The sequence below is a fragment of the Ureibacillus chungkukjangi genome, from assembly GCF_003217295.1.
GTDB classification, from domain to species: domain Bacteria; phylum Bacillota; class Bacilli; order Bacillales_A; family Planococcaceae; genus Ureibacillus; species Ureibacillus chungkukjangi.
Genome location: NZ_QJTJ01000026.1, coordinates 22,678 through 48,311 on the forward strand (window position 1 = coordinate 22,678; position 25,634 = coordinate 48,311).

The following is a 25,634-nucleotide window of genomic DNA, read 5'->3' on the forward strand; positions in this document are numbered from 1 at the left end:
ACTAAAAATTATATATTGTCTTTTATAAAAGAACGAAGTATAATAAAAATCGCTATAAACGTTGATATAACAGTGTTTAGTTGTATTTTTGGAATGTACATTTGTTTGTGTAGATAAGAGTTTTGAAAATTTGAAAAATGAAAGTTAAATAGACAAAAAAGCTTTTTTAACATCAAGGGAGGGTGCGACATGAAAAAAATTATTGTCACGGGTGCTTTAGGACAAATTGGGTCAGAACTGACTGTGAAATTGCGTGATATATATGGTGAGGATAATGTCCTAGCTACAGATATTCGTAAACCAGAAGACATTTGTGGACCGTTTGAATTATTGGATGTAACGGACGCGAAGAAAATGTATGAGCTATCGAAGGATTTTGAGGCAGATACAATGATTCATATGGCTGCGTTATTATCAGCAACAGCCGAAAAGAATCCACTATTTGCATGGAATTTGAATATGGGTGGGTTAATGAACGCACTTGAAGTGTCACGTGAGTTAGATTTACAGTTCTTTACGCCAAGCTCAATCGGTGCATTTGGTCCATCAACACCTAAGGACAACACACCTCAAGATACGCTGCAACGTCCAACTACGATGTATGGTGTCAACAAGGTAGCGGGAGAGCTATTATGTGATTACTATTTTAATCGTTTTGGCGTAGATACGCGCGGCGTCCGTTTCCCAGGGTTAATTTCATATGCTACCCCTCCTGGTGGTGGTACTACGGATTATGCAGTAGATATTTATTATAAAGCGGTAGAGCAAGGGCGTTACACATCATATATTGCAGAGGGAACTTACATGGATATGATGTATATGCCGGATGCCCTGCAAGCAATTGTGAATTTAATGGAGGCAGATGGCTCGAAATTGAAGCATCGAAATGCCTTTAATATTTCAGCAATGAGCTTTGAGCCTTCGCAAATCGCGGCTGAAATTAAAAAGCACATCCCATCCTTTAAAATGGATTACACCGTAGACCCTGTCCGCCAAGCAATTGCAGACAGCTGGCCAAACGCCATCGACTCTTCAGCAGCAGTAGAAGAGTGGGGCTTCAAAGCAGACTTCGATTTAGAAAAAATGACAATCGATATGCTAGAAAAATTAAAAGTAAAATTAAATCAAAAAGCCATTTCATAAATAAAAGTGTGAGACTTAGTTAGAAAAAAAACTAGGTCACACACTTTTTTGAATTTGAGATTGAGGGAGCTTGGATTCCGACAGTTTGGACAGGAATTCCGACAGTTTCAGCGTGAATACTGATACTTTTGAGGATAATTCCGACACTTCACTCCAAAATCCCGACAACTCAGAATTAGCCTTACACTAAATCCAATATTTTAAATTCCAACTTCATTTGCAGCCAACTTAGAGGCTTTAACTAATTCCTCAATCGCCTCCCAATCCTCGGCAACTAGGCTATCAACAATTTTACTTCCGACAATCACACCGCTGCAAAACGAGCCAAAGTCTTTTACGTGAGTTGCTGTTGAAATCCCAAAGCCAGCTAACACAGGAGTGTCAGTGTAGGATTGAATTTTTTTAAAATGCGCCTCTAGTTCATTAGCAAAGCTTGAACGTGCACCAGTAATACCATTTACAGTAACTGCGTAGATAAAGCCTTCACTTGCTTTCGTTAAACGTTCCATGCGTTCGGGTGTGCTAGTTAAAGAAACGAGCTGTACAAGAGAAATTTCAGCAGCAGTTAGGGCAGGATGGACGACTTCACTTTCCTCTAAGGGCATGTCTGGGATTATTAAACCACGAATACCTGCCACACTCGCGTCAGCAGCAAACTGTTCCACGCCATAAGCTAAAATCGGATTTAAATAAGTCATGGCAACAAGTGGAACTGTGATTTCATCTGCAAAGCTAGTTAGGGTTTCAATTACTTTGCGTAAAGTAGTACCGCTTGCTAAAGCACGTTCGCCAGCTCTTTCAATAGTTGGACCATCTGCGACAGGATCAGTAAATGGTATGCCAACCTCGATTGCAGTCACACCAAGCTCTTGAAGTCTCAGAATGATCGGCTTTAATTTCTCTAAGCCGCCATCACCAGCCATAATATATGGAATAAATGCCTTATCACCTGAAGCCGTAACCGATAAAATTGCATCCTTTAATTGACTCATGCTAGGTCACCTCCAAGTGCTTCTGAAATTGTGTGGACATCTTTGTCACCGCGGCCAGATAAGCAAATGACTAAGATATCATCTGGAGCCATTGTTTTTACTAGCTTTGAAGCATAATAGACGGCATGGGCACTCTCAAGAGCAGGAAGAATACCTTCAGTTCGGCAAAGTAGCTTCAAGCCTTCAAGTGCTTCTTCATCAGTAACGTTGCCATAGGTTGCGCGACCAATATCATGCAGATGACAGTGCTCCGGACCGACACCTGGATAATCTAGCCCGGCAGAAATGGAATGGGCTTCTTGTACAAAGCCATCTTCATCCTGTAATAGATACATAAAAGCCCCATGTAATACACCAGTTTGCCCACTGTAAATAGCGGCGGCATGTTTACCCGTCTCAATGCCCTTACCCGCAGCCTCTACCCCATGCAATGCAACATCTTTATCTTCAACAAATGGGTAGAACATACCAATCGAGTTACTTCCTCCACCAATACACGCAACGATGGCATCTGGTAAGCGATTTTCAGTCTCTAAAATTTGAGCACGTGTTTCATCACCAATGACACGCTGGAAATCACGAACAATCGTAGGGAAGGGGTGAGGGCCCATTGCGGATCCTAAAATATAATGCGTATCATCTATATTTGTTACCCAGTGACGTAAGGCTTCGTTTACAGCATCCTTTAAAGTAGCAGAGCCTTTTTCCACTGCAACCACTTTTGTTCCAAGAAGCTCCATGCGAAAAACGTTTAGAGCCTGGCGTTTTACATCCTCAGCACCCATGTAAACGATACATTCTAGATTGAGAAGCGCACAGGCTGTCGCAGTGGCAACACCGTGCTGACCAGCCCCAGTCTCAGCAACGATTTTTTTCTTCCCCATTCGCTTGGCAAGGAGTGCTTGCCCTAAAGCATTATTGATTTTATGTGCACCTGTATGGTTCAGATCTTCACGTTTTAAATAGATTTTTGCTCCGCCACATTCCTTTGTTAAACGTTCAGCAAAATAAAGAGGTGTTTCTCGGCCGACATAATTTTTTAAGTAGTAGTGAAGCTCTTCCTGAAAGGCTTCATCATTCTTTACCTTGTCATAGGCCTCATCTAATTCTTGTAAAGCGGTCATTAATGTTTCTGGAACAAATTGTCCACCGAAACGACCGAAACGTCCTTTTACTCCAGTTGTCATCCCAATTCACTCCTTAACGCCTGCTTTAAAAGCGGGTCGCATTTTTATTTCAATACACTTGTAGTTGTTGCTGTTTCTATAAATCGTTTAATTAAATCGCTATCCTTGCTCCCATCCTTCTCAACACCGCTTGAGACATCAACGCCGAAAGGTTCCACTTGGGAGATGGCACGACTGACGTTCTCGCTATTAAGTCCACCTGCTAAGATGACACGGTTCTTAGGGATCGAAAGTTCATCTAGTAACGACCAATCAAACACATGACCACTTCCACCTGCATAATTTGTACCTGGTGCATCAAATAGGTAGTAATCGACATCATAGTGACTCGCTTTTTCAACGTCCTCGTAGCTACGAATAGAAATAGCCTTGATAGCAGGGTAGCCTAGATTATTGATAAATGAAGGACCCTCGCATCCGTGATATTGAACGTAATCTAGTCCGACAGCTTCGACTGCATTGTGAACCTCTTCTTCAGCTGGATTCACGAAAACACCAACTTTTTGTACATGGGAGGGAATCAGCTTAGCCAGCTTACTAGCTCGTTCAATAGAAATTTGACGCTTACTTTTTGCGAACATAAATCCTATCCAAGTAGCACCAGCGTCTACAGCTGCCTGAAGATGTTTCTCTTCCATAAGTCCACAAATTTTCACCTTCACCATATTACTTCACTTCCTTTAGAAGCGAGGGAAGGGGAACCTGCAATGCAGTGAGAGCTTCCTCTACGTTTCCGCTTACCATAAGGGATTCCCCAACTAAAACACCCTGTGCACCAGCTTTAGCAACGCGCTGTGCATCGGTAGCAGTCCAAATGCCACTTTCGCTGATAAAGGCAATATCCTCATGTTCGTTGATGATATTTGCCAATTTTTCAGTTTGAGCTAAATCTAAGTGGAAGGTTTTTAAATCGCGATTATTCACGCCGATAATTTTAGGTCGAATGGCTAACGCACGACCCAATTCCTTTTCGTTGTGCACTTCAACTAAAACATCCAGTCCTAATACACTTGCGTAGGTGTAAAATGCATTTAATTTTTCATCTGATAAAGCAGCAACAATCAGTAAAATTACAGAGGCACCAGCTGCCTTTGCATAATCGATTTGCACCTCGTGAATAATGAAATCTTTATTTAAAACCGGGATGTCCACATTATTAGCGACGTCCACTAAATCCTGATAGGAGCCCTTGAAAAATTTATCTTCTGTTAAAACTGAGATACAGGCTGCACCAGCTTGCTCATATTTTTTAGCCTGCTCTATAGGGCTTGCTCCTTCGTTAATAAGCCCCTTAGAAGGAGAGGCGCGTTTCATTTCCGAGATTACTTGTAATGTGTCGGCTTTTTGTAAAACTTCATATAAAGAAGGGCGCGATTTTGGCTCCACCGAGAAAAAGGGCGAATTCTCTAAAAGAGAAGGAATGAGTGTGGCTTTATGGTCTAAAATTCTTTGCAAAATAGTCATTGCACTGCACGCTCCTTTAAATAGCTTTGACTGTATTCAACTACTGACTCTAATTTAGCTAATGCTTTCCCAGTTAAAATACTATCTCGGGCTAATTCAATGCCATCTAAAACAGAACTCACCTTACCGTTTGCAAATAAGGCTAAGCCGGTGTTCAATAAAACGGCATCAAAATAGGCACTCTGTTTCCCATTCAATAACTCTCTTAAAATAATCGCATTTTCTTCAGGTGTACCGCCGCGTAATGCAGTTACTGGGGCAGGGGCTATGCCTAGCTCTTCAATATCGATATTTAGTGATTTAACCTCGCCATTTTCAAGAAGGGCAAGAGTATTGTCAGAATCAAGAGAAGCTTCATCCATCCCTTGAGTACCAGAAACCACTATTGCTCGTTTGCGCCCTAAAAGCTTAAGTACCCTCGCATAATCGTGAACGAATTCAGGTCGATTAATCCCAACAAGCTGAGTTGTTAAATTAGCCGGGTTTGTTAAAGGTCCAACTAGATTAAAAATAGTAGGTTTTCCAATTGAACGGCGTACCTCACCAATACGTTTAAGCTTTGGATGAACGTTTGGAGCGTGAAGGAAGGTGATGCCTGTTTTATTTAATAAATCGATCGAATCCTCCATCGTAAAATCTGTATAAATCCCAAGAGCCTGTAAAACATCGGAGCTTCCAGAAGCACTGGAAATTTTACGGTTACCATGCTTAACAACGGACACGTCATTCGCTGCTATTACAAAGGCGGATGTTGTACTAATATTGAAGCTCTGTAGACCGTCGCCACCCGTGCCGCAATTATCAAGATAGTTGCCAGCAGCGAGATTGAGGGAAAGTGCATAGGATTTCATAACCGTTGCAAGAGCTGCAATTTCTTCAGTAGTCTCTTTTTTATTGCTTAAAGCAATTAAAAATTCGGCAATCGCTTCTTTTGGCGTTTTCTCATTAAAAATTAATTCTGCGGCTTGAAGCATTTCGTCGTAGGATAAGCTCTGATTTTCCTTTACCTGACTTGTGAAAGAGTAGATTGTCATTTTGTTTCATCCTCCTAAAAATTTGGAATTAGCAGGCTAGAATTGGACAATAAAAAAGTCCTCTACAAAAGGAAATCCCTTTCGTAGAGGACGATCGATACCGCGTTGCCACCTCTGTTGAAGTACTTGCATACTTCCACTTGGCGTGTTTTTACATAGAGAGCGAACCAAATAATGTAAAAACACTTCCTTGTAACGTAGGAAATACGTCAGCTAACAAATGCTAGCTACTCTCATAAGGCCCATTCACGATTTCGCCCGCACTAGTTTCCACCAACCACTAGCTCTCTAAAGCGCTCTAAAACCGCTACTATTCTTATTCATCAATTTGTCTCTGCTATTCTCATCTAAGCTCTGCTTTGCTCAAACGGTGGTCGCGCTCTCGCAACCTGCTACCGTATCCGAACAATTAATTAAATAGAATTGTAGAGGTAATCGATTGCTTTGTCAATGTTTTCTGACAAATAGACAAAATAAAAAACGAGAGCAAAGAAGCAGGCTGTTATTATAGGAAACTCTCCTTATAATAATCGATGCTTTTCGCTCTCGGTTTTATCATTAAATCAAATCTTTAAAGTTTAATCGTTTATTTAATAGATGCATAATTGGCACACCAATTGCTAGCACGGCGAATTCACCGATTGCACAAGTTAACCATGTCCAAAGGAAAGGTAGCTCTAATGCAAGGTTTAGCTCGAATGCGATGATAAACATTGTAAACGTAAATAGGAACGTGTTAATGATTAGTCGCAGCATGATATTTTTTACAAACTTACAAATCAAGATAAAGATTGCAAGTGTAATAATTGAGTGACCTACACCGAACACTAAATCGTAAACGCCTAGTGGTGAGAAAAGGTTGGCGATAAATACGCCAAGAATAATCCCAATAGAAAAGCGTGGGTTAAACGCTACTAGGTGATTAAACATTTCAGAAACTCGGAATTGAATTTCCGTAAATCCAAATGGTGCAACTAACATGGTAACAGCAATATAAAGAGCTGCAATAATCCCTGTCGTTGCTAAAAATTTTACTTTCATCTATATCATTTCTCCTTAGTTTTTTTTCGTGGGAGGTTCTCGAACCACGTGAAAAGAGCACAGAGAGATATAATATTATAGTTTTGTATAAATGTCAAATTAACATGAGGAAAAAGGGGGAACTGACAAGAACTGAGAATTGTCGAAAAAATGTCACAGGATTTTTGTTTTATTGAAATAATAAAATTAACGGTTAAAAGGTGTACTTTAGCGGTTTAAAGCGACAAATTACTTTGTTGGAAGAAGTATTTGATGAATGTAGAATTCAGAACATTCTAAATGTTATTGACTATTAAAATGGTTCGCTGTAATATAATCGACAAACTATAATTTTTTGAATAATGAAAAATAGAATAGGATATTTATTCAAAAAGAGTCAGGTTAGATACAGAGAAGAATTAGGGGGAAATATCATGAAAAATAGTACGAAAAAGCTTTCGTTCTTATTAGCTGGATTGGGGCTTTTATTGGCAGCTTGTGGTAGTAGCGAAACATCTACTGATTCCACAGCAGATTCTAGTACTGGAACAAGCGAAGAAGGAAAAACATTTAAAGTAGGAATCACACAAATTGTGGAGCATCCATCATTAGATGCAGCCACGGAAGGTTTCAAAGCAGCATTAGAAGAGGCTGGCTTAAATGTAGAATTTGTTGAAGAGAACGCACAAAACGATCAAAGCATGAACATGACAATTGCTCAAAACTTAGTAAATGAAGGCGTAGATTTAATTTTCGCGAATTCAACACCTTCAGCTCAAGCCGTTAAAGGGGCAACTTCAGATATTCCTCTTATTTTCACATCGGTGACAGATGCAGTAGGCTCCGAGTTAATCGAGTCAATGGAAGCACCAGGAGGAAATGTAACAGGTACAATCGATTTACACCCTGATACAATTGCAAACACTGTAGCCTTTTTAAAGGATGAATTAGGTGCGAAAAAAGTAGGGACAGTTTACAACACGGGTGAACAAAACTCTGTAGCACAAATTGAACAAGTAAAAACTTTATTAGGAGAAGCTGGTATCGAATTAGAGGAAGCAGCCGTTTCTACTTCAGCTGAGGTGAAACAAGCAACTGAATCACTAATCGGTAAGGTTGATTCTCTATATATTATCACTGATAACACAGTAGTATCAGCACTAGAATCCGTTGTCGATGTGGCAAATGCTAACGAGCTTCCACTAATGGTGGGTGAGTTAGATTCTGTAGAACGTGGCGGGTTAGGTGCTTATGGCTTCGAGTACTATGATATCGGTTTTGAAGCGGGACAAATGGCAGTGAAAATCCTTAATGGAGAAGCAACTCCTTCAGAAATTCCAGCTGCTTACCCAGCTAACTTAAAATTACTTATCAATAAAGGAACTGCTGAAGGCTTAGGTCTTGAAATTCAAGAGTCTTGGAATGCAGAAATCTACGAATAAATAAAAAGTAAATTAGGAGATGATTCAATATGTTTACAGCATTGTTCGGTTCGGTTGAGCAAGGAATCATCTATGCAATTATGGCACTCGGAGTGTATCTAACATTCCGGGTGTTAGATTTTCCGGATTTAACGGTCGATGGAAGCTTCGTAACCGGGGCAGCTACTGCAGCAATGATGATTGCGCTCGGCTACCACCCGATACTAGCTACATTATTGGCAATAGTTGCTGGATTTATTGCAGGATGTATGACAGGTCTTCTACACACAAAAGGAAAGATAAATCCATTACTGTCAGGGATTTTAATGATGATTGCTTTGTATTCCATCAATCTTCGTATTATGGGATTATCTGCAGAAAATGCAATTGTGAAACCTAATATTCCATTGATGAACGCTGATACAATTTTTTCACAGTTTCAAGTGTTTTGGAGTAATTTGGGGATCGATGCTGCTCTAACAAGCTTTATCAAGAATACGTTAGGGATTAGTCCAGCACCATCCACTTGGGGGACCATTTTAGTAGTGTTAATCATTACACTTATCATCAAGTTTATTGCAGATTGGTTCTTAAAAACGGAGGTAGGATTGGCGATTCGTGCAACAGGCGACAATAAGAGAATGATTCGCAGCTTTTCTGCTAACACGGATGGTTTAATCGTATTAGGGCTAGGTCTTTCAAATGCCCTAGTTGCATTTTCTGGAGCTTTAATCGCTCAATATGCAAAATTTGCCGATGCCAACATGGGAATTGGGATGATAGTAATCGGTCTTGCCTCGGTAATTATCGGAGAAGCCATTTTCGGCACAAAGACGATTTTCCGCACGACGCTAGCAGTTGTTGCAGGGGCAATTATTTATCGAATTATTTATGCGGTCGCTTTACGTATCGATTGGTTAGATACATCCGACATGAAGCTAATTACCGCGATTATTGTAATTTTGGCATTAGTCATTCCACAGCTAGTAGATAAGCGTCGCGAGAAGAAACGTAAAGAGAAAAGACAGATGGAACGACTAGAGCAGCATAGAGAAATAACGCGACTGCAGGGAGGGAAGAACCTTGCTTAAATTAGAGGGCATAAATAAGATTTTTAATGAAGCAACACCTGATGAAAAAATCGCCTTGGATAATATTAATCTACATTTAGCACCAGGCGATTTTGTAACAATCATCGGAAGTAACGGTGCCGGAAAGTCCACGATGATGAATATGATTTCCGGAGCACTAACACCTGACTTTGGCGCAGTAACGATTGACGGCAAAGAGGTAACGAGATTACCCGAATACAAACGTTCTCAGTTTATCGGGCGTGTCTTCCAGGATCCTATGGCAGGAACGGCTCCATCAATGACGATTGAGGAGAATCTGGCTATTGCCTATTCACGTAATGCAAAAAGAGGGTTACGTATCGGTGTAAGCCGTGGACGTCGTGATTTCTTCCGAACATCCTTGGAAAAATTGGGTCTAGGGCTTGAAGATCGATTTAATGCAAAAGTCGGCATGTTGTCTGGTGGAGAACGCCAAGCATTGTCACTTTTGATGGCAACATTTACAAGGCCTTCGATTTTATTGCTGGATGAACATACAGCGGCTCTTGATCCATCACGTGCAGAGCTAATCACGCGATTGACTAAGCAGCTGGTTGAAGAAGGAAACCTAACTACCTTAATGGTTACCCACAATATGCAGCAAGCAATCGATTTAGGTAACCGTTTAATCATGATGGATAAAGGACAAATCATTTTATCAATCGATGATGCAAAAAAACCAACTTTAACAATTCCAGACTTAATGACCGAGTTCGAAAAAATTCGCGGCGAAAAAATGAACTCCGATAGGGCGTTGTTAGGGAGCTAAAATAATTTTATGAGAGATGAAAATTCGTGAAAGTCGAATTTTCATCTCTTTTTTAATCAGAAAAAAGGGGTTTTGGGGTTAATTGATTATTTAGGCTCTTTTGCTAGATTGTACTTTTGCGTATAAAATGGTTTGATAGGAGGGAAGTGAATGGAAATACTCAAAAGACAAAAATCCTGGAAGCTGTTAAATTTAGAGGCTGTATTGAGAAGGCACCCAGAAAATGAAGCCAGAGAATATAGTTTTTATAAGGAACAATATATGGCACAAAAGAAAGGACATGACGGAGAAGTTCATGTAGATAGGCTGTGGAGCGAGTTAACTATCCAGAGCCCATATTATCTTCTACATAGCTACGAAACTAATAATCACGCAGGTTACTCCCATCAAATCGATACAATTGTTTTAACCCCACATTTTATTTGGATAATCGAAATAAAGAACATCGGTGGCCGGCTGGATATCGATGAGTCGAAACATCGATTGATCCGAACAAACCAAGAAGGAACAATAGAATCCTTCAGAAACCCCTTAAACCAAATCAAACGCCATACAGAATTTATTTCTCGGAAGTTACGAGGGATGAACATAAATTTACCTGTTGAATCTTCTGTAATCATCGTAAGTGATTACACAATCATCGGATCTATTCCAAAAGGTCATTCAATTTTCCACGCAAGCGGTCTACAAACAGAACTCGATAAACTATTCAATAACTATCGAGAACGAAGAATACCTCTAAATCTCTTTGAAAAACTCAAAACCGAACTAATGCATCAGCATCAGCGAAAAGAATGGAAAGCCAAAGTAAATGAAGCTAAATTACGAAAAGGCGTCCTATGCAAAAACTGTGAATATAAAAGTAGAATGTTCTTTGAATACGGCAGCTTCAAATGTGCGAAATGTGGCATGAAAAGTAAAGAAGCGCATTTGGAAGCATTAACCGACTATCGCTATTTAATTAGCGAGTGGATCTCGAATCGAGAGTTACGGGAGTATTTGGGGATAGAGTCTCGGTTTGCCGTAACTCGGTTAATTAAAGATTTAAACTTAGAGCATCAAGGTACTTATAGAAATAGAAAATATAGGATACCTGATTTTATTGAATAGCGAGAAATAGAGAGAGACGTATGTAAAAATGAGAAGCGCACGTAAAAGGGGGAGGTCGCACGTGAAGAGGGAGAAGTCGCACGTAAAGTGAAGAAAGTCGCACGTAAACGAATAAAAGTCGCACGTAAAAGTAGGAGTCGCACGTAAAGTGAAGAAAGTCGCACCTAAAGAGGAAGAACTCGCACGTAAACGAATAAAAGTCGCACGTAAAAGTAGGAGTCGCACGTAAAGTGAAGAAAGTCGCACCTAAAGAGGGAGAACTCGCACGTAAACGAATAAAAGTGCGCGTAAAAGTAGAAGTCGCACGTAAAGTGAAGAAAGTCGCATCTAAAGAGGAAGAACTCGCACGTAAACAAACAAAAGTCGCACGTAAAAGTGGGAGTAGCAAGTAAAGAGGGAGAACTCGCACGTAAACAAACAAAAGTCGCATATAAAAAGAGAAACCCCTCCGCAACAAAAAAACACCCGAAATCAAAATTCCGAGTGTTTAAATCCGCCACAAATCTCTATTAAACTAACAACCCAAACAATTGGCTATCTTTATTCACCTCGGTGAATTCGAAGCCGTTGAAGCGTAGGCGGTTGATAAGGCCCTGGTAGTCTTCGGGATGTGCGACTTCGATGCCGACTAGAGCTGGACCGCTTTCTTTGTTGTTTTTCTTCGTGTATTCGAAGGTTGTAATGTCATCGTTTGGCCCTAGCACGACTGTTAGGAATTGGCGTAGGGCGCCTGCACGTTGAGGGAAGTTGACGATAAAGTAATAAAGTAGCCCCTCATACAGTAAAGATTTTTCTTTAATTTCTTGCATGCGGCTGATGTCGTTGTTGCCACCAGTGATGACTACTACGACAGACTTTCCTACGATTTCTTCAGCATAGAAATCTAGTGCTGAAACGGGAAGTGCACCAGAAGGCTCGGCGACGATTGCATGTTTATTGTATAGATCCAAAATTGTTGTACTGACTTTGCCCTCCGGAACGAGTACGATATCGTCTAAATATTTGCTGCAAATTTCGTAAGTTTTGGTACCGACGCATTTAACTGCTGTGCCGTCACAGAATTTATCGATTTTAGCAAGTGCAGTAGGACCGCCGTTTTCAAAGGCAGCTTTCATGCTAGCTGCACCAGAAGGCTCAACGCCGATTACCTTAGTGTTGGGGGAGATGTTCTTTATATAGGAAGAAATGCCGGCCATTAAACCACCGCCGCCAATTCCACCGAAAATATAATCCAGAGGCTCCTCGATATCGTTTAAAACCTCGACTGCTACAGTGCCTTGTCCAGCAATGATGTCTAAATCATCGAATGGATGAATGAAAATCATGTCATGCTCAGCGCTATAATCCTTTGCGGCACTCGCGGAATCATCGAAAGTATCGCCTTCTAAAATGATTTCGATATTGTTGCGACCGAACATGCGAACCTGGTCAATTTTTTGCTTTGGTGTTGTTAAAGGCATAAAAATTGTCCCTTTGATATTTAAGTGGGCACAGGCAAACGCCACGCCCTGTGCATGGTTACCGGCACTTGCACAAACAACGCCACTATTACGTGCTTCTTCTTCGATTTTCTTAATTTTATAGAATGCACCGCGAAGCTTGAAGGAGCGGACATATTGCAGATCCTCACGTTTGATGTAAATATTGGCATTGTACTTTTCAGATAAATACTCATTCTTTTGGAGTGGGGTATGTAGCACGACATCCTTTAAATGTTGGTGTGCGATTAATACGTTTTCCACAGCAATACTATTTGAATTGACAACTTCCATCGTTTTGTTACCTCCGTTTTCAAATCAACCATTGACTCATTTTAGCATAAAATCAACCATTTTTTATGAATTATTTTTTAATTCTAAAAATTCTGGACCAATTAAGTTGATTGCTAACAAAACAACAAAAAAAGGACCGGCAACGGTGCCAGCCCTTCATGATTAAAAGATTAAATGTGCAAGAAGTGCGATGATTGGAATTGAGATAAGCGTACGGATTAAGAAAATTAAGAATAGATCCCAAATTTTAAGTGGTAGCTTTGTTCCTAAAATCAATCCACCAACCTCTGACATGTAAATTAATTGAGTTACAGATACTGTCGCAATGAAGAAGCGTGTTAACTCAGATTCAATACCGGCTCCAAGAATAGAAGGGAGTAGCATATCGGCGAAACCAACAATCATCGTTTGAGCTGCTTGATCAGCAAATGGGATTTGCAGTAAAGCTAGGATTGGCTCAAACGGCATACCTAAAATTTTGAAGACGCTTGTGTATTCAGCAAGAACTAAAGCAATTGTTCCAAATGCCATAATAACAGGTGTGATTGCAAACCACATTTCTAGAACGTTTTTAAAGCCAGAGCCAACTACTTTTCCTAGGTTTTTATTATCTTCAGCTTTAGCTAACGCGCTGTGTAAACCAAATGAGAACGAATTGAACCCTTCTGGCACATCTTCACTACGCTCACCCGGAGTTGAACCATCGATATTTGTATCAGGCTTTCGACTTAATGGGAAAATTCGTGGCATAATCAATGCCAAAATAATGGAAACTAAAATAACAGAGCCATAAAACTGTAAGAAATAATTGTTTAAGCTAACAGTATCAAGTACAACAAAACAGAAGGTAATTGAAACTACTGAGAATGTTGTTGCGATAGTTGCAGCTTCGCGAGCCGTATAGTTGCCTTGCTCATATTGTCTACTTGTTAATAAAACACCAATTGTTCCATCTCCTACGAAAGAAGCTAAACAGTCGATAGCAGATCGTCCAGGAATTTTAAATAGTGGACGCATGATTTTTACCATCATGGAACCGAAGAATTCTAGTAAACCAAAATCAGTTAGTAAAGGTAATAGTAAGCCTGCAAACAAGAACAATGAGAACATCATTGTTACTAAACCGCCTTCTGGAGTTATTAATAATCCAGCAGTGTATTCGCTTGTAAAGCTTTCAGGGCCGAACTGGAATAAAAACATACTTGCAAAAATTACAGCTAGAATACGCATAGTTGTCCAGAACCAGTTAACGCGGAATAAAGAATCTACTAAAGTTCTTTCCTCTGTTTCTGGAATGAATTTAATAATTAATGCACCGACTGCCGCAATTATGAACACTATGTATGCGAACCAATGAATGAAGCTAGCGCTATAGGCAGAAATTGCATTTGCCATTAGAGCAATTGGTACCTTTAGACCATCTCCAGTATTAACGGGCGTGATGAATAAGAATATCCCAGCTAATGAAAGAAAGATGAATAGAAACCATGTATATGCAGAGAATTTTTTAGTCATATTATATGTTCCTTTTCTAATGTAATGTGTTTTGTATATTTATACACTATATATACTTTATATACATGTGTAAATATCTTTAATAAAAGTTGCATTATTCTGAAAATGTAACGTGAAATATACCTGAAAATATAAGGTTTTTGCTAATTTTTTACCACTTTCTGAAAATTCGGATCCTAAAAAAGAGTATACTATAGAATGCATAAAAAAGGGAGTAGGAAATTATATCCTACTCCATAAAAATTACAAAATATCCTGGTTAATAACGTAAAATCGCTCGTATTGTAGCCAACTATCACTCATCGGGCGGCCATCATCCACGCGTTTTGCATTTTCTTCAATCATCCACGCTGTTTGAGAAGCATGGGCTTGTAATGCTTTTACTTTCTCAAGTTTCACACTGCTTACATCGATTTGAAGAGTTGGTTCACCTTTTTCGGCAATTGTATTGTTTGCAAAGCCTACTGCATAAATCGTAGGGCGATCCTCAGTTGGCATACGACGAACTGTTTCGAATACTGCTCGTGCTGTTGCTTCATGATCTGGGTGTACTGCGTAGCCAGGCAGGAAGGTAATAATTAATGAAGGGTTAAGCTCATCAATCAAGCCTTTCACAAGGCTGACCATTTTCTCATCATCCTCGAATTCAACGGTTTTGTCGCGTAATCCCATCATTCGTAAATCATTAATGCCCATTACTTCGCAAGCAGCTATTAGCTCTTCACGGCGTATTTCAGGCAATGATTCTCTTGTAGCAAATGGCGGGTTACCAAGATTTCGTCCCATTTCACCTAAAGTTAAGCATGCGTATGTAACTGGGACACCCATATTTCGGTACATTCTAATCGTTCCGGCAGATGAGAAAGCTTCATCGTCAGGATGGGGGAAGATTACTAAAATTTGACGTTGCGGTTGTAATGACATGTAAATTCCACTCCTTAATAAGAAAATGGTGTTTCACTAATTTCTAGTGCAACAGCAAGTTTCCCTGTAAAGTCTAATCCAGCCATTAATAATCGGCCTTTTTCATCTAATTCAAAATGGGTAATACCTTGTGCATAAACCCAGCCGTGGTCCATTTTTAAACCAACACGATGAGGGGGATCAGCGATAATTTTCGCTAATTCGAAACGAATTTTAGCATTACGGATAAATGCTCCCGCATTAAATACTCTTTCATCAAAATGGGAGGCATACGCTCCATTTGTAGTTTCTAGATGAATATAAACATCCTTGTTAGCAAAAGAATTAAGCAATTCTTGGAGCTCGTTAATTTGTACTTCCTTCATCTTAATTCTCCTTTCACATCTAATTATTCCGCGCTAGAGCGTTGTGTATATATCCCTTTAAGCAAGGGAAGTAACAAGCAAGCTGAAGTGGGAGTTAAAGTTAAAATATATACTTAGGTTGGTAACATCGACATCCAACCTGTTAATGAACCTGCTTTTAGAGCTATGAAATATGGCTCATGGTCGAGGTATTTCGAAAACAAGTGAAGGAAACCTAAGCTCCACCCACAATATTTCTACATTACTAATTATTATAGTAAAGTTAGCAACTTTATGAAAAGAAAATGCTTAAATAAAAAGTGCCAGGTACACAAACGATTTCGAATATTTCGAATCGTTTGTGTACCTGGTACATAAAAAATTCCTGGTACATAAAAAATTTAGACTTCTGTAATTGTTACTTCTGGTGCGCCAAGACGAGGTTTTGCTCCGTGGTATACAGGACCAACGAATTCGTTTAGTTTCCAGCCGTGCTTAATGCCTGCAGCTACGAATTCTTTTGCTTCAAATACTGAATCCTTTACAGATAATCCATTTGCAAGGTTTGCAGTTACACTTGCTGCAAAAGTACAGCCAGCACCATGGTTATATGTTGTTTCAACTTTTGGTGTTTCAAGTAAATAGAATTTTTCACCATCGTAGAATAAATCAACAGCCTTTTCAGTATCTAGTGCACGTCCACCTTTAATAATGACGTTTTTTGCCCCTAGAGCTTTGATTTTCTCAGCGGCTACTTTCATTTCTTCGATTGTTTTAGGAGTGCCTGTTCGTGCAAGCTGACCTGCCTCGAAAAGGTTAGGCGTTGTGACAAGTGCATTTGGTAATAGGTATTGAATCATGGCATCTACAGTACCAGGATTTAATACTTCATCTTCACCTTTACATACCATAACTGGGTCAATAACAACATTTTTAACACCAGCTGCACTGATTGCTTCACCAGTCGTTTGGATTACTTCTTCAGTTGATAACATCCCAGTTTTTAAAGCGTCGATTCCAGTAGAGAATGCCGTTTTTAGTTGGGCTTGTAGGACATCGATTGGTAAAGTATATACACCGTGGTTCCAGTTGTTATCAGGATCCATTGTAGCGATCACTGTAACTGCCGCCATCCCGTAAGTGTCATGCTCTTCAAAAGCCTTTAAATCTGCTTCTAATCCAGCTCCACCTGAAGCGTCGGAACCTGCTATAGTTAATGTCTTTTTCAATGCCATAATCGTTTCTCCTTCATCTACATAATGAAATTAATGTCCTAAAGTATATAATAATTCTGACTTTATAAAAATAGCCAGTTTCTCTAAAAAATATAAGGTCAGTATAATTCAAGTACAGTACAAATCGATATTAAATAATTAATCTGAAAGCACTAGCTAGCATAGAGTTTTCACAAATTTGGTAGATTTCGAATAGAATCTCCTATTGAAACAGCTATCACGATAAAGTAGTTTTAATAAGAGAGGTGTTTTGATGAAGAAAACATTTGATAACGATTGGGAAGCAATATTAGTCCCCGAATTCGAAAAATCCTATTATTTAGAGCTAAGAAAATTTATAGCAGAACAATATAGTCTAACAACAGTTTATCCACCTAAGGAAGAAGTCATGAGTGCCTTTTACACAGTTGCTCATAAAGATGTGAAGGTTGTCATTTTAGGTCAAGATCCATATCACGGTCCAGGTCAAGCTCATGGAATGAGTTTTTCAGTGAAAAAAGGAGTTCCGCATCCACCAAGCTTACGCAATATTTTTAAAGAGCTGGAGAGTGATATAGGCTGTCCAACACCCAAAAACGGGTATTTAATGAAATGGGCAGAGCAAGGAGTTTTCCTATTGAATACAGTGTTGACTGTTCGGCAGGGGGAAGCCAATTCGCATAAAGGGCAGGGCTGGGAACATTTTACGGATGCTGTTATCGAAAGCTTAGCTAAACGAGAAGATCCTGTTATTTTTGTTTTATGGGGAAAACCCGCGCAAACGAAGCGAGCAATTATTGAAAAGCATGGGAACCATCATTTTATATTACAGGCACCACACCCAAGTCCATTAAGTGCCCATCGCGGATTTTTTGGCAGCAAACCATTCTCCAAGATTAATAGTAAGTTAATAGAGTGGGGTTATAAGCCTATTGATTGGTGTTTGGAGGATTAGAGGGTAGTTATGGCGAGCGGCTCGCACGTAAAGTGATGAGAGACGCACGTAAGCAATCAAAAGTCGCACGTAAAGTCACCAAACTCGCACCTAAAGTGAACGAACATCCACGATCGCTTTAACTAATCAAACAAGCTTCAATACCACATAGCTTTTCACAGTATTTGAAATCTGTTAAATTGATATAGAAAGTAGGGAAGTCGTAATGAAGGTTAATTGTTTTAAATGCCAGTATTTTCGGGTGACGTGGGATCAGCGAAACCCTCGATCATGCACAGCATATAATTTTAAAACAAAGCAACTTCCTTCTGTAGTAGTGAAGCAATCCTCGGGTCTGGATTGTATGCAGTTTATACCTAAACAAACAGCGGGGGAGCGGTAGAAATGATTTCTTACCATGCATTGTTAATAGAAATTGAGCAGCTTGTAGCCAATAGTAAAAATAGTACCAATGAGCAGCACATCCGTGAGCAATTAAGTGCCATTCGAGCATTATGCAATGTTGGCTTAGCTAACGGACATAAAAACGCATCAACACAAGCACATGGTTTTATGACAAATATGGCAGCTCAGCCAATACAATCAAACCCGATATCTACGCAGTCACAAAGCGTTATTCAAAATTCAAGCTCGCTAAACGGTGGGAAAATCAAAGAAGAAGATGCGAATGGAGATTCGATTTTCGACTTCTAAAGCTTGGAAGATTAATATCGCCGAATTTTTAGTGGTTCTTCAAAGTCATACATACAAAGTGAGGTTATAAGATGAAAGGTTCAATTATTTCAGGTGCAATTCACGGTTTTTTAGTAGTTGCATTAGGTGCGTTCGGGGCACATGCTCTTGAAAGTGTATTAGATGATTATAGTACAGGAATTTGGGAAACGGCAGTTCAATACCAAATGTTCCACGCATTGGCGATTGTAGCGATTGGTATTTTAATGAGTCCAAAGCTATTTGGTTCGATTAAACTGCTGAAAATCGCAGCCATCTGTATGAATTTAGGTATCGTCTTCTTTTCGGGAAGTCTATATATTTTAGCACTATCAGGAATCAGTATTTTAGGAGCAATTACGCCAATCGGTGGTGTGCTGTTCTTGGTAGGCTGGATTCTAATAATAGTTACAACACTAAAAAATAAATAGTACTCAGAAGGAATTACGAGAGAAAAAATCTTGTAATTCTTTTTTAATCCCTTAAATACTAGGTTTAATTTTTTGAATTTACAAACAAATTTCATATTTAAACCTGTCAAAACATGATAAAGTTATTCATAACAAGAGTAAATTATGGAAAACAACATATATTGTTGAAACTACATAAATGCGAGGGGAGCTTCTATTACCATGGAAAAATTATTTGCTATATTAGAAAACCATATTGAAGAAATGGTATCAATCAGACGTCATTTACATGAGAATCCTGAGCTATCTTTTCAAGAAGTGCAAACACCAATTTTTATCGCGGATTATCATCGAAAACTTGGTCTTGAAGTACGAGAGGGAGTTGGTGGCCGTGGTGTCGTTGCAACGTTAAGAGGAGCAAAGCCTGGGAAAACAGTAGCGTTACGCGCTGATTTTGATGCCCTTGCTATTCAGGAGCAAAACGAAATTCCATATAAATCTAAAATCGATGGTGTGATGCATGCATGTGGGCATGATGGTCATACAGCCACGCTTTTAGTTCTCGCTAAGGCCTTTGTTGAAATTAAAGATGAGCTCCAAGGAAATATCGTTTTCATTCACCAATTTGCAGAGGAAATTGCACCAGGTGGGGCAAAGCCGATGATTGATGATGGCTGCTTAGATGGGGTGGATGTCATATTTGGCACACATCTTTGGGCACCTACACCACTTGGAGAAATACAGGTTCGTAATGGCGCTATTATGGCTGCGGCAGATCGCTTAGAAATTACCATTCAAGGTAAGGGGGGACACGGTGCTGAACCACATAACTCCATTGACTCAATCGTGGTTGCATCGCAATTTATCACACAGCTCCAAACGGTTGTATCTAGAAGAATCGACCCTTTGAAGTCAGCTGTTGTTTCAATAGGTCATTTTGAAGCAATCAATCCTTTTAATGTGATTGCCGAAAAGGTTGAGTTGAAAGGGACAGTTCGAACTTTTGATGAGCAGGTACGTACTCAGATTGAACAGGAAATTGAGCTATTACTGAAATCCGTTTGTGACGGTTTCCATGCAAGCTATGAATACGCATTTACTAGAGGATATCCTCCAGTTGTGAATCATAAAAAGGAAACGCAATTTATAGCAGATGTTGCTTGCCAGATTTCCGAAGTGAAAAATGTGGTTGAATGTGCACCCCTAATGGTAGGAGAGGATTTTGCTTATTATTTAGAGAAGGTGCCAGGGACATTTTTCATCACTGGGGCAAAGGATCCTGCCTGGGAAGAGGCTTATCCTCATCACCATGCACAGTTTAACTTTGATGAAAGAGCGATGCTAATAGCAGCTAAAACAATGGGCTTAGCAACTTTAAAGTATTTAAAGCAAAATAAAAAAATATCCACTTCAATTTAGAAGTGGATGACATGTATAGGCAAAGTCAATAATCGGCTTTGTCTTTTAATTTTATCTAAGTGGTAGTGGTGAACCAGGCAAATATGTTAATGGCTCATCAAACTCTGCGAAATCGAAGTAAATCATTGGGAATAAGTAATGATGAGTTGTATCAACCTCAGCAATAATAGCATGGTCGCGGCCAGCCTCTACGATTACTCCACGAACAACGCGCGTACTTCCACCTTGTGTTTCTCCTACTTCACCTGATGGAATCGTGAAGTAAAAAGTTCCGATTTTTCCACGGTTTAATCTTAAAATATTTTCAATATAAGATTCTTCACGTCTTACTGCAGGAGCTACTGTACTTAGAGCTGGAGGAGTAACTTGCCCTGCTGGAAATTGAGCATATCCAAACTGACCTGTTGGGAACTGACCAGCAGGGAACTGTGTAGTTGGAAATTGCTGTTGACCTGCTTGCACTGCTTGTTGCACTGGTTGACCTGTTTGACTTGTTTGACCCCAATTATAATATGTCAAAAAAAACACCCTTTCATTTTTTTATTTTCGGATTAGATAGAAGCTAAACGTTTGTACAGTCATGTTGTAGGCGATAAGAAACAATGTAATTTAAGATCGAAACAGCTTTACCCGAGTTCGAGTTGCTTAAAAAGGCGCCTGGAGCTAGAAAACTTTTTTCTCAAGCTTCGAACACTTGAAATCCAAGCAATGCCTTATGCACGATTAACACCAACATGGCCTCCCTTTGCAACATGCCAAATTTTCCAACTCCTGAAGTCTAAAGAGCACAATATTAAGGAACCTGGAGCGTTATTGGTTGCTAAAACAGCTATATGGCATACCTCCTCATAACACTTTATGCATTTGCTATCATTTCAGAATAAAAAATTATAAATTTTCGCCCATGTTTTTAATGTATGTACAAAGGGGTAAATAGTTCGTGAATTTTGTATAAAAATATCGAATGATTAATAAAATGAAACTAGAGTAAGCTTTAGGCAAAGTTTTTATGAGCTATACAAAGGTAAAAGGGGAATCGGTCATCTAGAAAAAACAGTAGGGGTTGATCTGTATGCAGCTTGGTATTTGGATTTCAATAGTCATCAGTGCGATTATTTCATTTGGGATCGCTAAATTGTTCGAGCAACCATTGCATTGGTATTTGTTTGTATTAATCGTATTTATAGGCTTTTTTATAAATACCGTCATGATTATATTGAGAACGAAAGAGGAGCAAGAAAAAAACGAGACGTGAAATCGATTTTTTCGATTACGTCTCGTTTTTATATATTAAGGCAAGGGATGCAAGCACCGTCACGTTTCTATGTCTAGTTGCTGGTGCTAGCTCCTCGTGCAACTAGAATCCCTTGCATGGACAAAAAGCGTCCTTTTGTAGAATCTTCCAGTTGTTGTCGGAGCTGGGCGAGCACCGTTCACTTTTCTATTTTACTGTTAAGAAATTAGCTAATTTATCGTTATCTAATAAGTTCCCAACTAAGAACTCACCAAATTCGCCGTATCGAGCAGATACTTCATCAAAGCGCATTTCGTAAACGATTTTTTTGAATTGAAGCATATCCTCAGAGAATAAAGTTACGCCCCACTCATGATCATCTAATCCAACTGAACCAGTAATAATTTGTTTAATCTTACCAGCATAGCTGCGACCGATTAAGCCGTGAGAATGCATTAGCTTACGGCGTTCTTCCATATCAAGCATATACCAGTTGTCATTACCTTCACGACGCTTGTCCATTGGATAGAAGCAAACGTATTTTGTGCGAGGCAGCTCTGGGTATAGTCTTGCACGAATATGTGGGTTTTGGTAAGGATCTTCATCAGAACCTTTTGCTAGGTAGTTTGAAAGCTCAACTACAGAAACATAAGAATATGTTGGTACTGTGAAATCAGCGATCGCTAATTTATTAAATTCAGCTTCTAATTCTTGTAGCTCTTCTGGTGTTTCACGAAGGATCATAAGCATAAAATCAGCTTTTTGACCGATAATGGAGTAAAACGCATGGGAACCAGTTTTTGCAACGTGTGATTCATTTATTTTTTCTAAGTATTGTACGAACTCATCAACTGCATTTGTACGCTCTTCTTGAGAAACTAATTTCCAAGAAGTCCAGTCGATTGCTCTGAAATCATGTAAACAGTACCAGCCATCTAATGTAATTGCTGCTTCATTCATTTGATAACACTCCTTAATTGATAATCATTCACAAGTATCTTAGCATAAAATCAAAATAATTCCTTGTGAGAAACAGCACATTCTGTCGAAATTCACTAATTTGACAAGAGTGTGGAATTTTTTAATTCCAAAATCAGTATTCCATATTTCATGGACTTAATTCACTTTAAGTAGTTTCTTATATAAAACAATGCAACTATAACAGTTTGATGGAATAAACGCTTTTCGTGTATGCTTAAGGTACATATTTTTTAATGGGTAGGAGCAACAAGTATGCATTCATTATTACAGCAAGATACATGGCGTTTTATAGACCAATCAATTACTATGAAAAACAAATCGCCTCTTGAATCCTTTGCAATGGACGACACTCTTTGTCAGTTAGTAGGGCAGTTACAATCACATAGTACGGTTCGAACTTGGGTTCATGACGATACCGTTGTGCTGGGGATTCAAGATCATCGACTGCCCTTTGTACAAGAAGGAATTCAATTATTAAACGAAAGAGGCTATCAAGCTATTGTTCGAAATTCTGGGGGACTAGCGGTAGTTTTAGATAGTGGGGTATTAAACATTTCGATTATTCTATCGGAGCAACAGGGAGCTATTAACATAAACGAGGGCTATGATGTGATGCTTGACCTTATTAAGCTGTTATTCCCTGAAGCTGGTGAAAAAATAGAAGCTTATGAAATTATCGGCTCCTATTGTCCGGGATCCTACGATTTAAGTATTGGTGGGAAAAAATTTGCTGGCATTTCGCAGAGACGAATAAGACAGGGGATTGCTGTTCAAATTTATCTTTGTATTGAAGGCAGTGGGAGTGAACGGGCGAAGCTAGTAAAGGATTTTTATAGCATTAGCTTAAAAGAGGAAGAAACGAAATTTGAGTATCCTAATATTCAGCCTAAGGTAATGGCTAGTCTGAGTGAATTATTGAATACGTCTCTTACAGTTCAGGATACAGTTTTCAGATTACAAGCTGTTCTGAAGCAATTAAGCAATCAAAATACTGTTCAAGCATTAAATCAAGAAGAATTAGAACTTTATGCTTTCTATCTGAAGCGTGTTCTGGAACGAAATGAAAAGATGCTTAGTAAGAAATAAGATTCATATGAAAAAGAAAAAAACGTGAATGCGCTTAATGCGGCACATCCACGTTTTCTTTTTCGCTAACACCACTTGAATAGTTGGCTACTAGGTTACCGTTTTTCTCCATCTTAAATACTGGTGCGACACGACTTTCATCCTCGTCTAGGGTTACTAATCTACGAGCGCGGTTCATAATTTGCACAAATTGCTCGTAATCTTCGCGAATTTCTTTATTCTCTTGTTCTAGTCGTTGTAATTGAAGCTCTAATTCTTTTAGTTTTTCTGTAGATGTATTTGCAATATGACGCCATTTTGTTGCTTCCATATCGTTTCCACCTTGATGCTGCAGGCGTAGTAAGTATGCAATTACAATATCTAGATTAAGAGCTGATAATGGAATAGATTTTGTTTCTTCAGTTGTTTGAGTGTTTGAATTAGGTAGTAAATAAACCCCCTGTGTGCGGCGTCTACCATTCATGCCTAATACTCTCATTCTTTCTTTTCTTTCTTTTTTAGCTTCAGCTAAATCTTTTTCATATAAACGACGTACGACAGCATTCCATCTAAAACCACAAGCAGCAGCAGTTCGATTTAAAGCATCACCTGCTTCCTCAAAGGCATTTAACTGAGTACTTCCTTCTTTGACATGTCTAATCACGGCTTCTGCTAATAATTCATCGTTTTCTTTTAACCAAGCATCTTGTCTTACTTTGACCATTTTTTTAACCTCCTGTAAAGTTCATAGTTTTGTTTCCTCAAAACCTATAGTGTCCAAGAAGTTCCAATTTTATTCAAAATTTTTCAAGCTTTATATTAAATTCGTCTTTTTTTAATTCTTTTAAGTGAAAAAGTAAATAGAGATTTTTATAGAGAGGTGTAGGCTTGGCATGGACTTTCAGACCTTTGACTGATAAATATTGTTTTTACTTGAAGAGGACTGTTTTCATAGGCTAAAATATCTGTTAGATTTAAAAAGTATTTCGGTAAAATAGTTTTCAAAATATAATATAAAAAATAAGAAGATTATCTATAGAAAGGGTTGTTGGCAAAATGGCAAACGAATTTAAAGTTTGCGATGAATGTCAGGCCGTTAATTTAAAAACGTTAATTCCTAAGTTAAAAGAATTAGATCCAGAAGCAACGATTGAAATTGGCTGTCATTCATATTGTGGTCCAGGACGCAAAAAAACATTTACATTTGTAAATGGAAGACCAGTAAATGCATTAACAGAAGAAGAGTTAATGGAAAAAGTAATAGCAAAGCTGAAAAAATAATAATCTGCAAAAGGCTACCTTCTAAATTGAGAGAAGGTGGCTTTTTTTAGATACTATAAAGATAGTAATTGTGGTGAAGCGTTTTAGTGGATGATTTGCAGTTAGCTGGCATGGGAAAGCTAATATAGATAGAGATAATGCGACGAATTGCTTGGCTCAAGTGCTTGAAAGGTAGCAAAGAGCAGGGGAATGAGACGATAGGGAGTCGCCTGAAGCATGAAAGGGAGCAAAGATTGTAGGAATGCGACGATGGGGGCTCAGTCGAAGCAGGAAAGGTAGCAAAGAACGTGCGAATGTGACGATTGGAGCTCAGCCGAAGCAGGAAAGGTAGCAAAGATCGGAGGAATGCGACGATGGGGGCTCAGTCGAAGCAGGAAAGGTAGCAAAGAACGTGCGAATGCGACGATTGGGACTCAGCCGAAGCATGAAAGGTAGCAAAGAGCGTGCGAATGCGACGATAGGGAGTCAAGTCCTAGTTATTGTGTAAATTCAATACAGATGTTTTCAACTATATTTTGTGGGCATGTAAACCAACCCCCACTACATTTTTCATCCTT

General features: G+C 39.1%; 28 protein-coding genes, 1 riboswitch and 1 other annotated feature. Of the genes, 14 read left to right on the plus strand and 14 right to left on the minus strand.

Annotation, left to right across the window (positions count from 1 at the left end):
* Positions 1-189 precede the first annotated feature (189 nt).
* Complete coding sequence (locus BJ095_RS14895; protein ID WP_107936746.1) at positions 190-1,143, plus strand: L-threonine 3-dehydrogenase; 954 nt, start codon at positions 190-192, stop codon at positions 1,141-1,143.
* A gap of 200 nt (positions 1,144-1,343) precedes the next feature.
* Here the strand turns inward: BJ095_RS14895 and trpA are convergent, their stop codons facing one another.
* The 6 genes from trpA to BJ095_RS14925 form a co-directional block, all read right to left on the minus strand.
* Positions 1,344-2,135, minus strand: coding sequence for a tryptophan synthase subunit alpha (gene trpA / locus BJ095_RS14900; RefSeq protein WP_107936748.1), 792 nt, complete (start codon positions 2,133-2,135; stop codon positions 1,344-1,346).
* Positions 2,132-3,322 (minus strand): tryptophan synthase subunit beta, encoded by a 1,191-nt coding sequence (trpB, locus tag BJ095_RS14905; RefSeq protein WP_107936750.1) that lies wholly within the window; start codon positions 3,320-3,322, stop codon positions 2,132-2,134. Before trpB ends, trpA begins: the two co-directional genes overlap by 4 nt.
* 44 nt (positions 3,323-3,366) lie before the next feature.
* Positions 3,367-3,987, minus strand: a complete 621-nt coding sequence (locus tag BJ095_RS14910) for a phosphoribosylanthranilate isomerase (protein ID WP_107936752.1) — start codon at positions 3,985-3,987, stop codon at positions 3,367-3,369.
* 1 nt (position 3,988) lies between these two features.
* The gene (trpC, locus tag BJ095_RS14915; protein ID WP_107936754.1) at positions 3,989-4,786 is read right to left on the minus strand and encodes an indole-3-glycerol phosphate synthase TrpC; all 798 of its coding nucleotides are present in this window, start codon (positions 4,784-4,786) and stop codon (positions 3,989-3,991) included.
* Positions 4,783-5,820 carry an anthranilate phosphoribosyltransferase gene (gene trpD / locus BJ095_RS14920; protein WP_107936756.1) on the minus strand — a complete coding sequence of 346 codons (1,038 nt, stop codon included), beginning with the start codon at positions 5,818-5,820 and terminating at the stop codon, positions 4,783-4,785. Before trpD ends, trpC begins: the two co-directional genes overlap by 4 nt.
* 83 nt (positions 5,821-5,903) lie before the next feature.
* Positions 5,904-6,153: a binding site (T-box leader), on the minus strand.
* A 225-nt stretch (positions 6,154-6,378) separates the two neighbouring features.
* Positions 6,379-6,861: a QueT transporter family protein gene (locus BJ095_RS14925; protein WP_107936758.1), complete on the minus strand. Its 483-nt coding sequence runs from the start codon at positions 6,859-6,861 to the stop codon at positions 6,379-6,381.
* Positions 6,862-6,870: 9 nt separating this feature from the next.
* A riboswitch (PreQ1 riboswitch) is annotated at positions 6,871-6,915 on the minus strand.
* Between the two features lie 359 nt (positions 6,916-7,274).
* Between BJ095_RS14925 and BJ095_RS14930 the strand changes: the two genes are divergently transcribed.
* The 5 genes from BJ095_RS14930 to BJ095_RS19105 all read left to right on the plus strand — a co-directional run bounded on the left by BJ095_RS14930 (position 7,275) and on the right by BJ095_RS19105 (position 11,644).
* Entirely contained in the window at positions 7,275-8,282 is a 1,008-nt protein-coding gene (locus tag BJ095_RS14930) for an ABC transporter substrate-binding protein (RefSeq protein ID WP_107936760.1), read from the plus strand.
* 29 nt (positions 8,283-8,311) lie between these two features.
* Entirely contained in the window at positions 8,312-9,352 is a 1,041-nt protein-coding gene (locus BJ095_RS14935; protein WP_107936762.1) for an ABC transporter permease, read from the plus strand.
* Positions 9,345-10,142 carry an ABC transporter ATP-binding protein gene (locus BJ095_RS14940; protein ID WP_107936764.1) on the plus strand — a complete coding sequence of 266 codons (798 nt, stop codon included), beginning with the start codon at positions 9,345-9,347 and terminating at the stop codon, positions 10,140-10,142. Before BJ095_RS14935 ends, BJ095_RS14940 begins: the two co-directional genes overlap by 8 nt.
* Before the next feature lie 150 nt (positions 10,143-10,292).
* Positions 10,293-11,252: a nuclease-related domain-containing protein gene (locus BJ095_RS14945; protein WP_107936766.1), complete on the plus strand. Its 960-nt coding sequence runs from the start codon at positions 10,293-10,295 to the stop codon at positions 11,250-11,252.
* A gap of 230 nt (positions 11,253-11,482) precedes the next feature.
* The gene (locus BJ095_RS19105; RefSeq protein ID WP_181418087.1) at positions 11,483-11,644 is read left to right on the plus strand and encodes a hypothetical protein; all 162 of its coding nucleotides are present in this window, start codon (positions 11,483-11,485) and stop codon (positions 11,642-11,644) included.
* 117 nt (positions 11,645-11,761) lie between these two features.
* Here the strand turns inward: BJ095_RS19105 and ilvA are convergent, their stop codons facing one another.
* The 5 genes from ilvA to thiD all read right to left on the minus strand — a co-directional run bounded on the left by ilvA (position 11,762) and on the right by thiD (position 17,042).
* Positions 11,762-13,024: a threonine ammonia-lyase IlvA gene (ilvA, locus tag BJ095_RS14950; protein WP_107936768.1), complete on the minus strand. Its 1,263-nt coding sequence runs from the start codon at positions 13,022-13,024 to the stop codon at positions 11,762-11,764.
* 162 nt (positions 13,025-13,186) lie between these two features.
* Positions 13,187-14,539: a YjiH family protein gene (locus BJ095_RS14955; RefSeq protein ID WP_107936770.1), complete on the minus strand. Its 1,353-nt coding sequence runs from the start codon at positions 14,537-14,539 to the stop codon at positions 13,187-13,189.
* A 243-nt stretch (positions 14,540-14,782) separates the two neighbouring features.
* Positions 14,783-15,463, minus strand: coding sequence for a bacillithiol biosynthesis deacetylase BshB2 (bshB2, locus tag BJ095_RS14960; protein WP_107936772.1), 681 nt, complete (start codon positions 15,461-15,463; stop codon positions 14,783-14,785).
* Positions 15,464-15,477: 14 nt separating this feature from the next.
* The gene (locus BJ095_RS14965; RefSeq protein WP_107936774.1) at positions 15,478-15,828 is read right to left on the minus strand and encodes a YojF family protein; all 351 of its coding nucleotides are present in this window, start codon (positions 15,826-15,828) and stop codon (positions 15,478-15,480) included.
* Positions 15,829-16,208: 380 nt separating this feature from the next.
* Entirely contained in the window at positions 16,209-17,042 is an 834-nt protein-coding gene (gene thiD, locus BJ095_RS14970; protein ID WP_107936776.1) for a bifunctional hydroxymethylpyrimidine kinase/phosphomethylpyrimidine kinase, read from the minus strand.
* Positions 17,043-17,295: 253 nt separating this feature from the next.
* On the opposite strand from thiD, the gene BJ095_RS14975 reads away from it, so the two are divergent.
* The 5 genes from BJ095_RS14975 to BJ095_RS14995 all read left to right on the plus strand — a co-directional run bounded on the left by BJ095_RS14975 (position 17,296) and on the right by BJ095_RS14995 (position 20,516).
* Positions 17,296-17,976, plus strand: a complete 681-nt coding sequence (locus BJ095_RS14975; protein WP_107936778.1) for a uracil-DNA glycosylase — start codon at positions 17,296-17,298, stop codon at positions 17,974-17,976.
* Positions 17,977-18,181: 205 nt separating this feature from the next.
* A complete protein-coding gene (locus BJ095_RS19300; protein ID WP_107936780.1) occupies positions 18,182-18,358 on the plus strand; it encodes a uracil-DNA glycosylase in 177 nt (58 codons plus the stop codon).
* A 2-nt stretch (positions 18,359-18,360) separates the two neighbouring features.
* Positions 18,361-18,669 (plus strand): DUF5327 family protein, encoded by a 309-nt coding sequence (locus tag BJ095_RS14985; RefSeq protein WP_107936782.1) that lies wholly within the window; start codon positions 18,361-18,363, stop codon positions 18,667-18,669.
* A 71-nt stretch (positions 18,670-18,740) separates the two neighbouring features.
* Complete coding sequence (locus BJ095_RS14990) at positions 18,741-19,118, plus strand: DUF423 domain-containing protein (RefSeq protein ID WP_107936784.1); 378 nt, start codon at positions 18,741-18,743, stop codon at positions 19,116-19,118.
* Positions 19,119-19,319: 201 nt separating this feature from the next.
* Positions 19,320-20,516 carry a M20 family metallopeptidase gene (locus BJ095_RS14995; protein ID WP_107936786.1) on the plus strand — a complete coding sequence of 399 codons (1,197 nt, stop codon included), beginning with the start codon at positions 19,320-19,322 and terminating at the stop codon, positions 20,514-20,516.
* Positions 20,517-20,567: 51 nt separating this feature from the next.
* On the opposite strand, the gene BJ095_RS15000 is transcribed toward BJ095_RS14995, so the two are convergent.
* Positions 20,568-21,035 (minus strand): spore coat protein GerQ, encoded by a 468-nt coding sequence (locus BJ095_RS15000; RefSeq protein ID WP_235867679.1) that lies wholly within the window; start codon positions 21,033-21,035, stop codon positions 20,568-20,570.
* A 553-nt stretch (positions 21,036-21,588) separates the two neighbouring features.
* Between BJ095_RS15000 and BJ095_RS15005 the strand changes: the two genes are divergently transcribed.
* The gene (locus BJ095_RS15005) at positions 21,589-21,771 is read left to right on the plus strand and encodes a hypothetical protein (protein WP_107936788.1); all 183 of its coding nucleotides are present in this window, start codon (positions 21,589-21,591) and stop codon (positions 21,769-21,771) included.
* A gap of 186 nt (positions 21,772-21,957) precedes the next feature.
* On the opposite strand, the gene hemQ is transcribed toward BJ095_RS15005, so the two are convergent.
* Entirely contained in the window at positions 21,958-22,710 is a 753-nt protein-coding gene (gene hemQ, locus BJ095_RS15010; protein WP_107936790.1) for a hydrogen peroxide-dependent heme synthase, read from the minus strand.
* Positions 22,711-22,983: 273 nt separating this feature from the next.
* On the opposite strand from hemQ, the gene BJ095_RS15015 reads away from it, so the two are divergent.
* Complete coding sequence (locus BJ095_RS15015) at positions 22,984-23,817, plus strand: lipoate--protein ligase family protein (protein WP_107936792.1); 834 nt, start codon at positions 22,984-22,986, stop codon at positions 23,815-23,817.
* Positions 23,818-23,851: 34 nt separating this feature from the next.
* Here the strand turns inward: BJ095_RS15015 and BJ095_RS15020 are convergent, their stop codons facing one another.
* A complete protein-coding gene (locus BJ095_RS15020; protein ID WP_107936794.1) occupies positions 23,852-24,520 on the minus strand; it encodes an RsfA family transcriptional regulator in 669 nt (222 codons plus the stop codon).
* A gap of 332 nt (positions 24,521-24,852) precedes the next feature.
* Between BJ095_RS15020 and BJ095_RS15025 the strand changes: the two genes are divergently transcribed.
* Entirely contained in the window at positions 24,853-25,077 is a 225-nt protein-coding gene (locus BJ095_RS15025) for a DUF1450 domain-containing protein (RefSeq protein ID WP_107936796.1), read from the plus strand.
* Positions 25,078-25,634 lie beyond the last annotated feature (557 nt).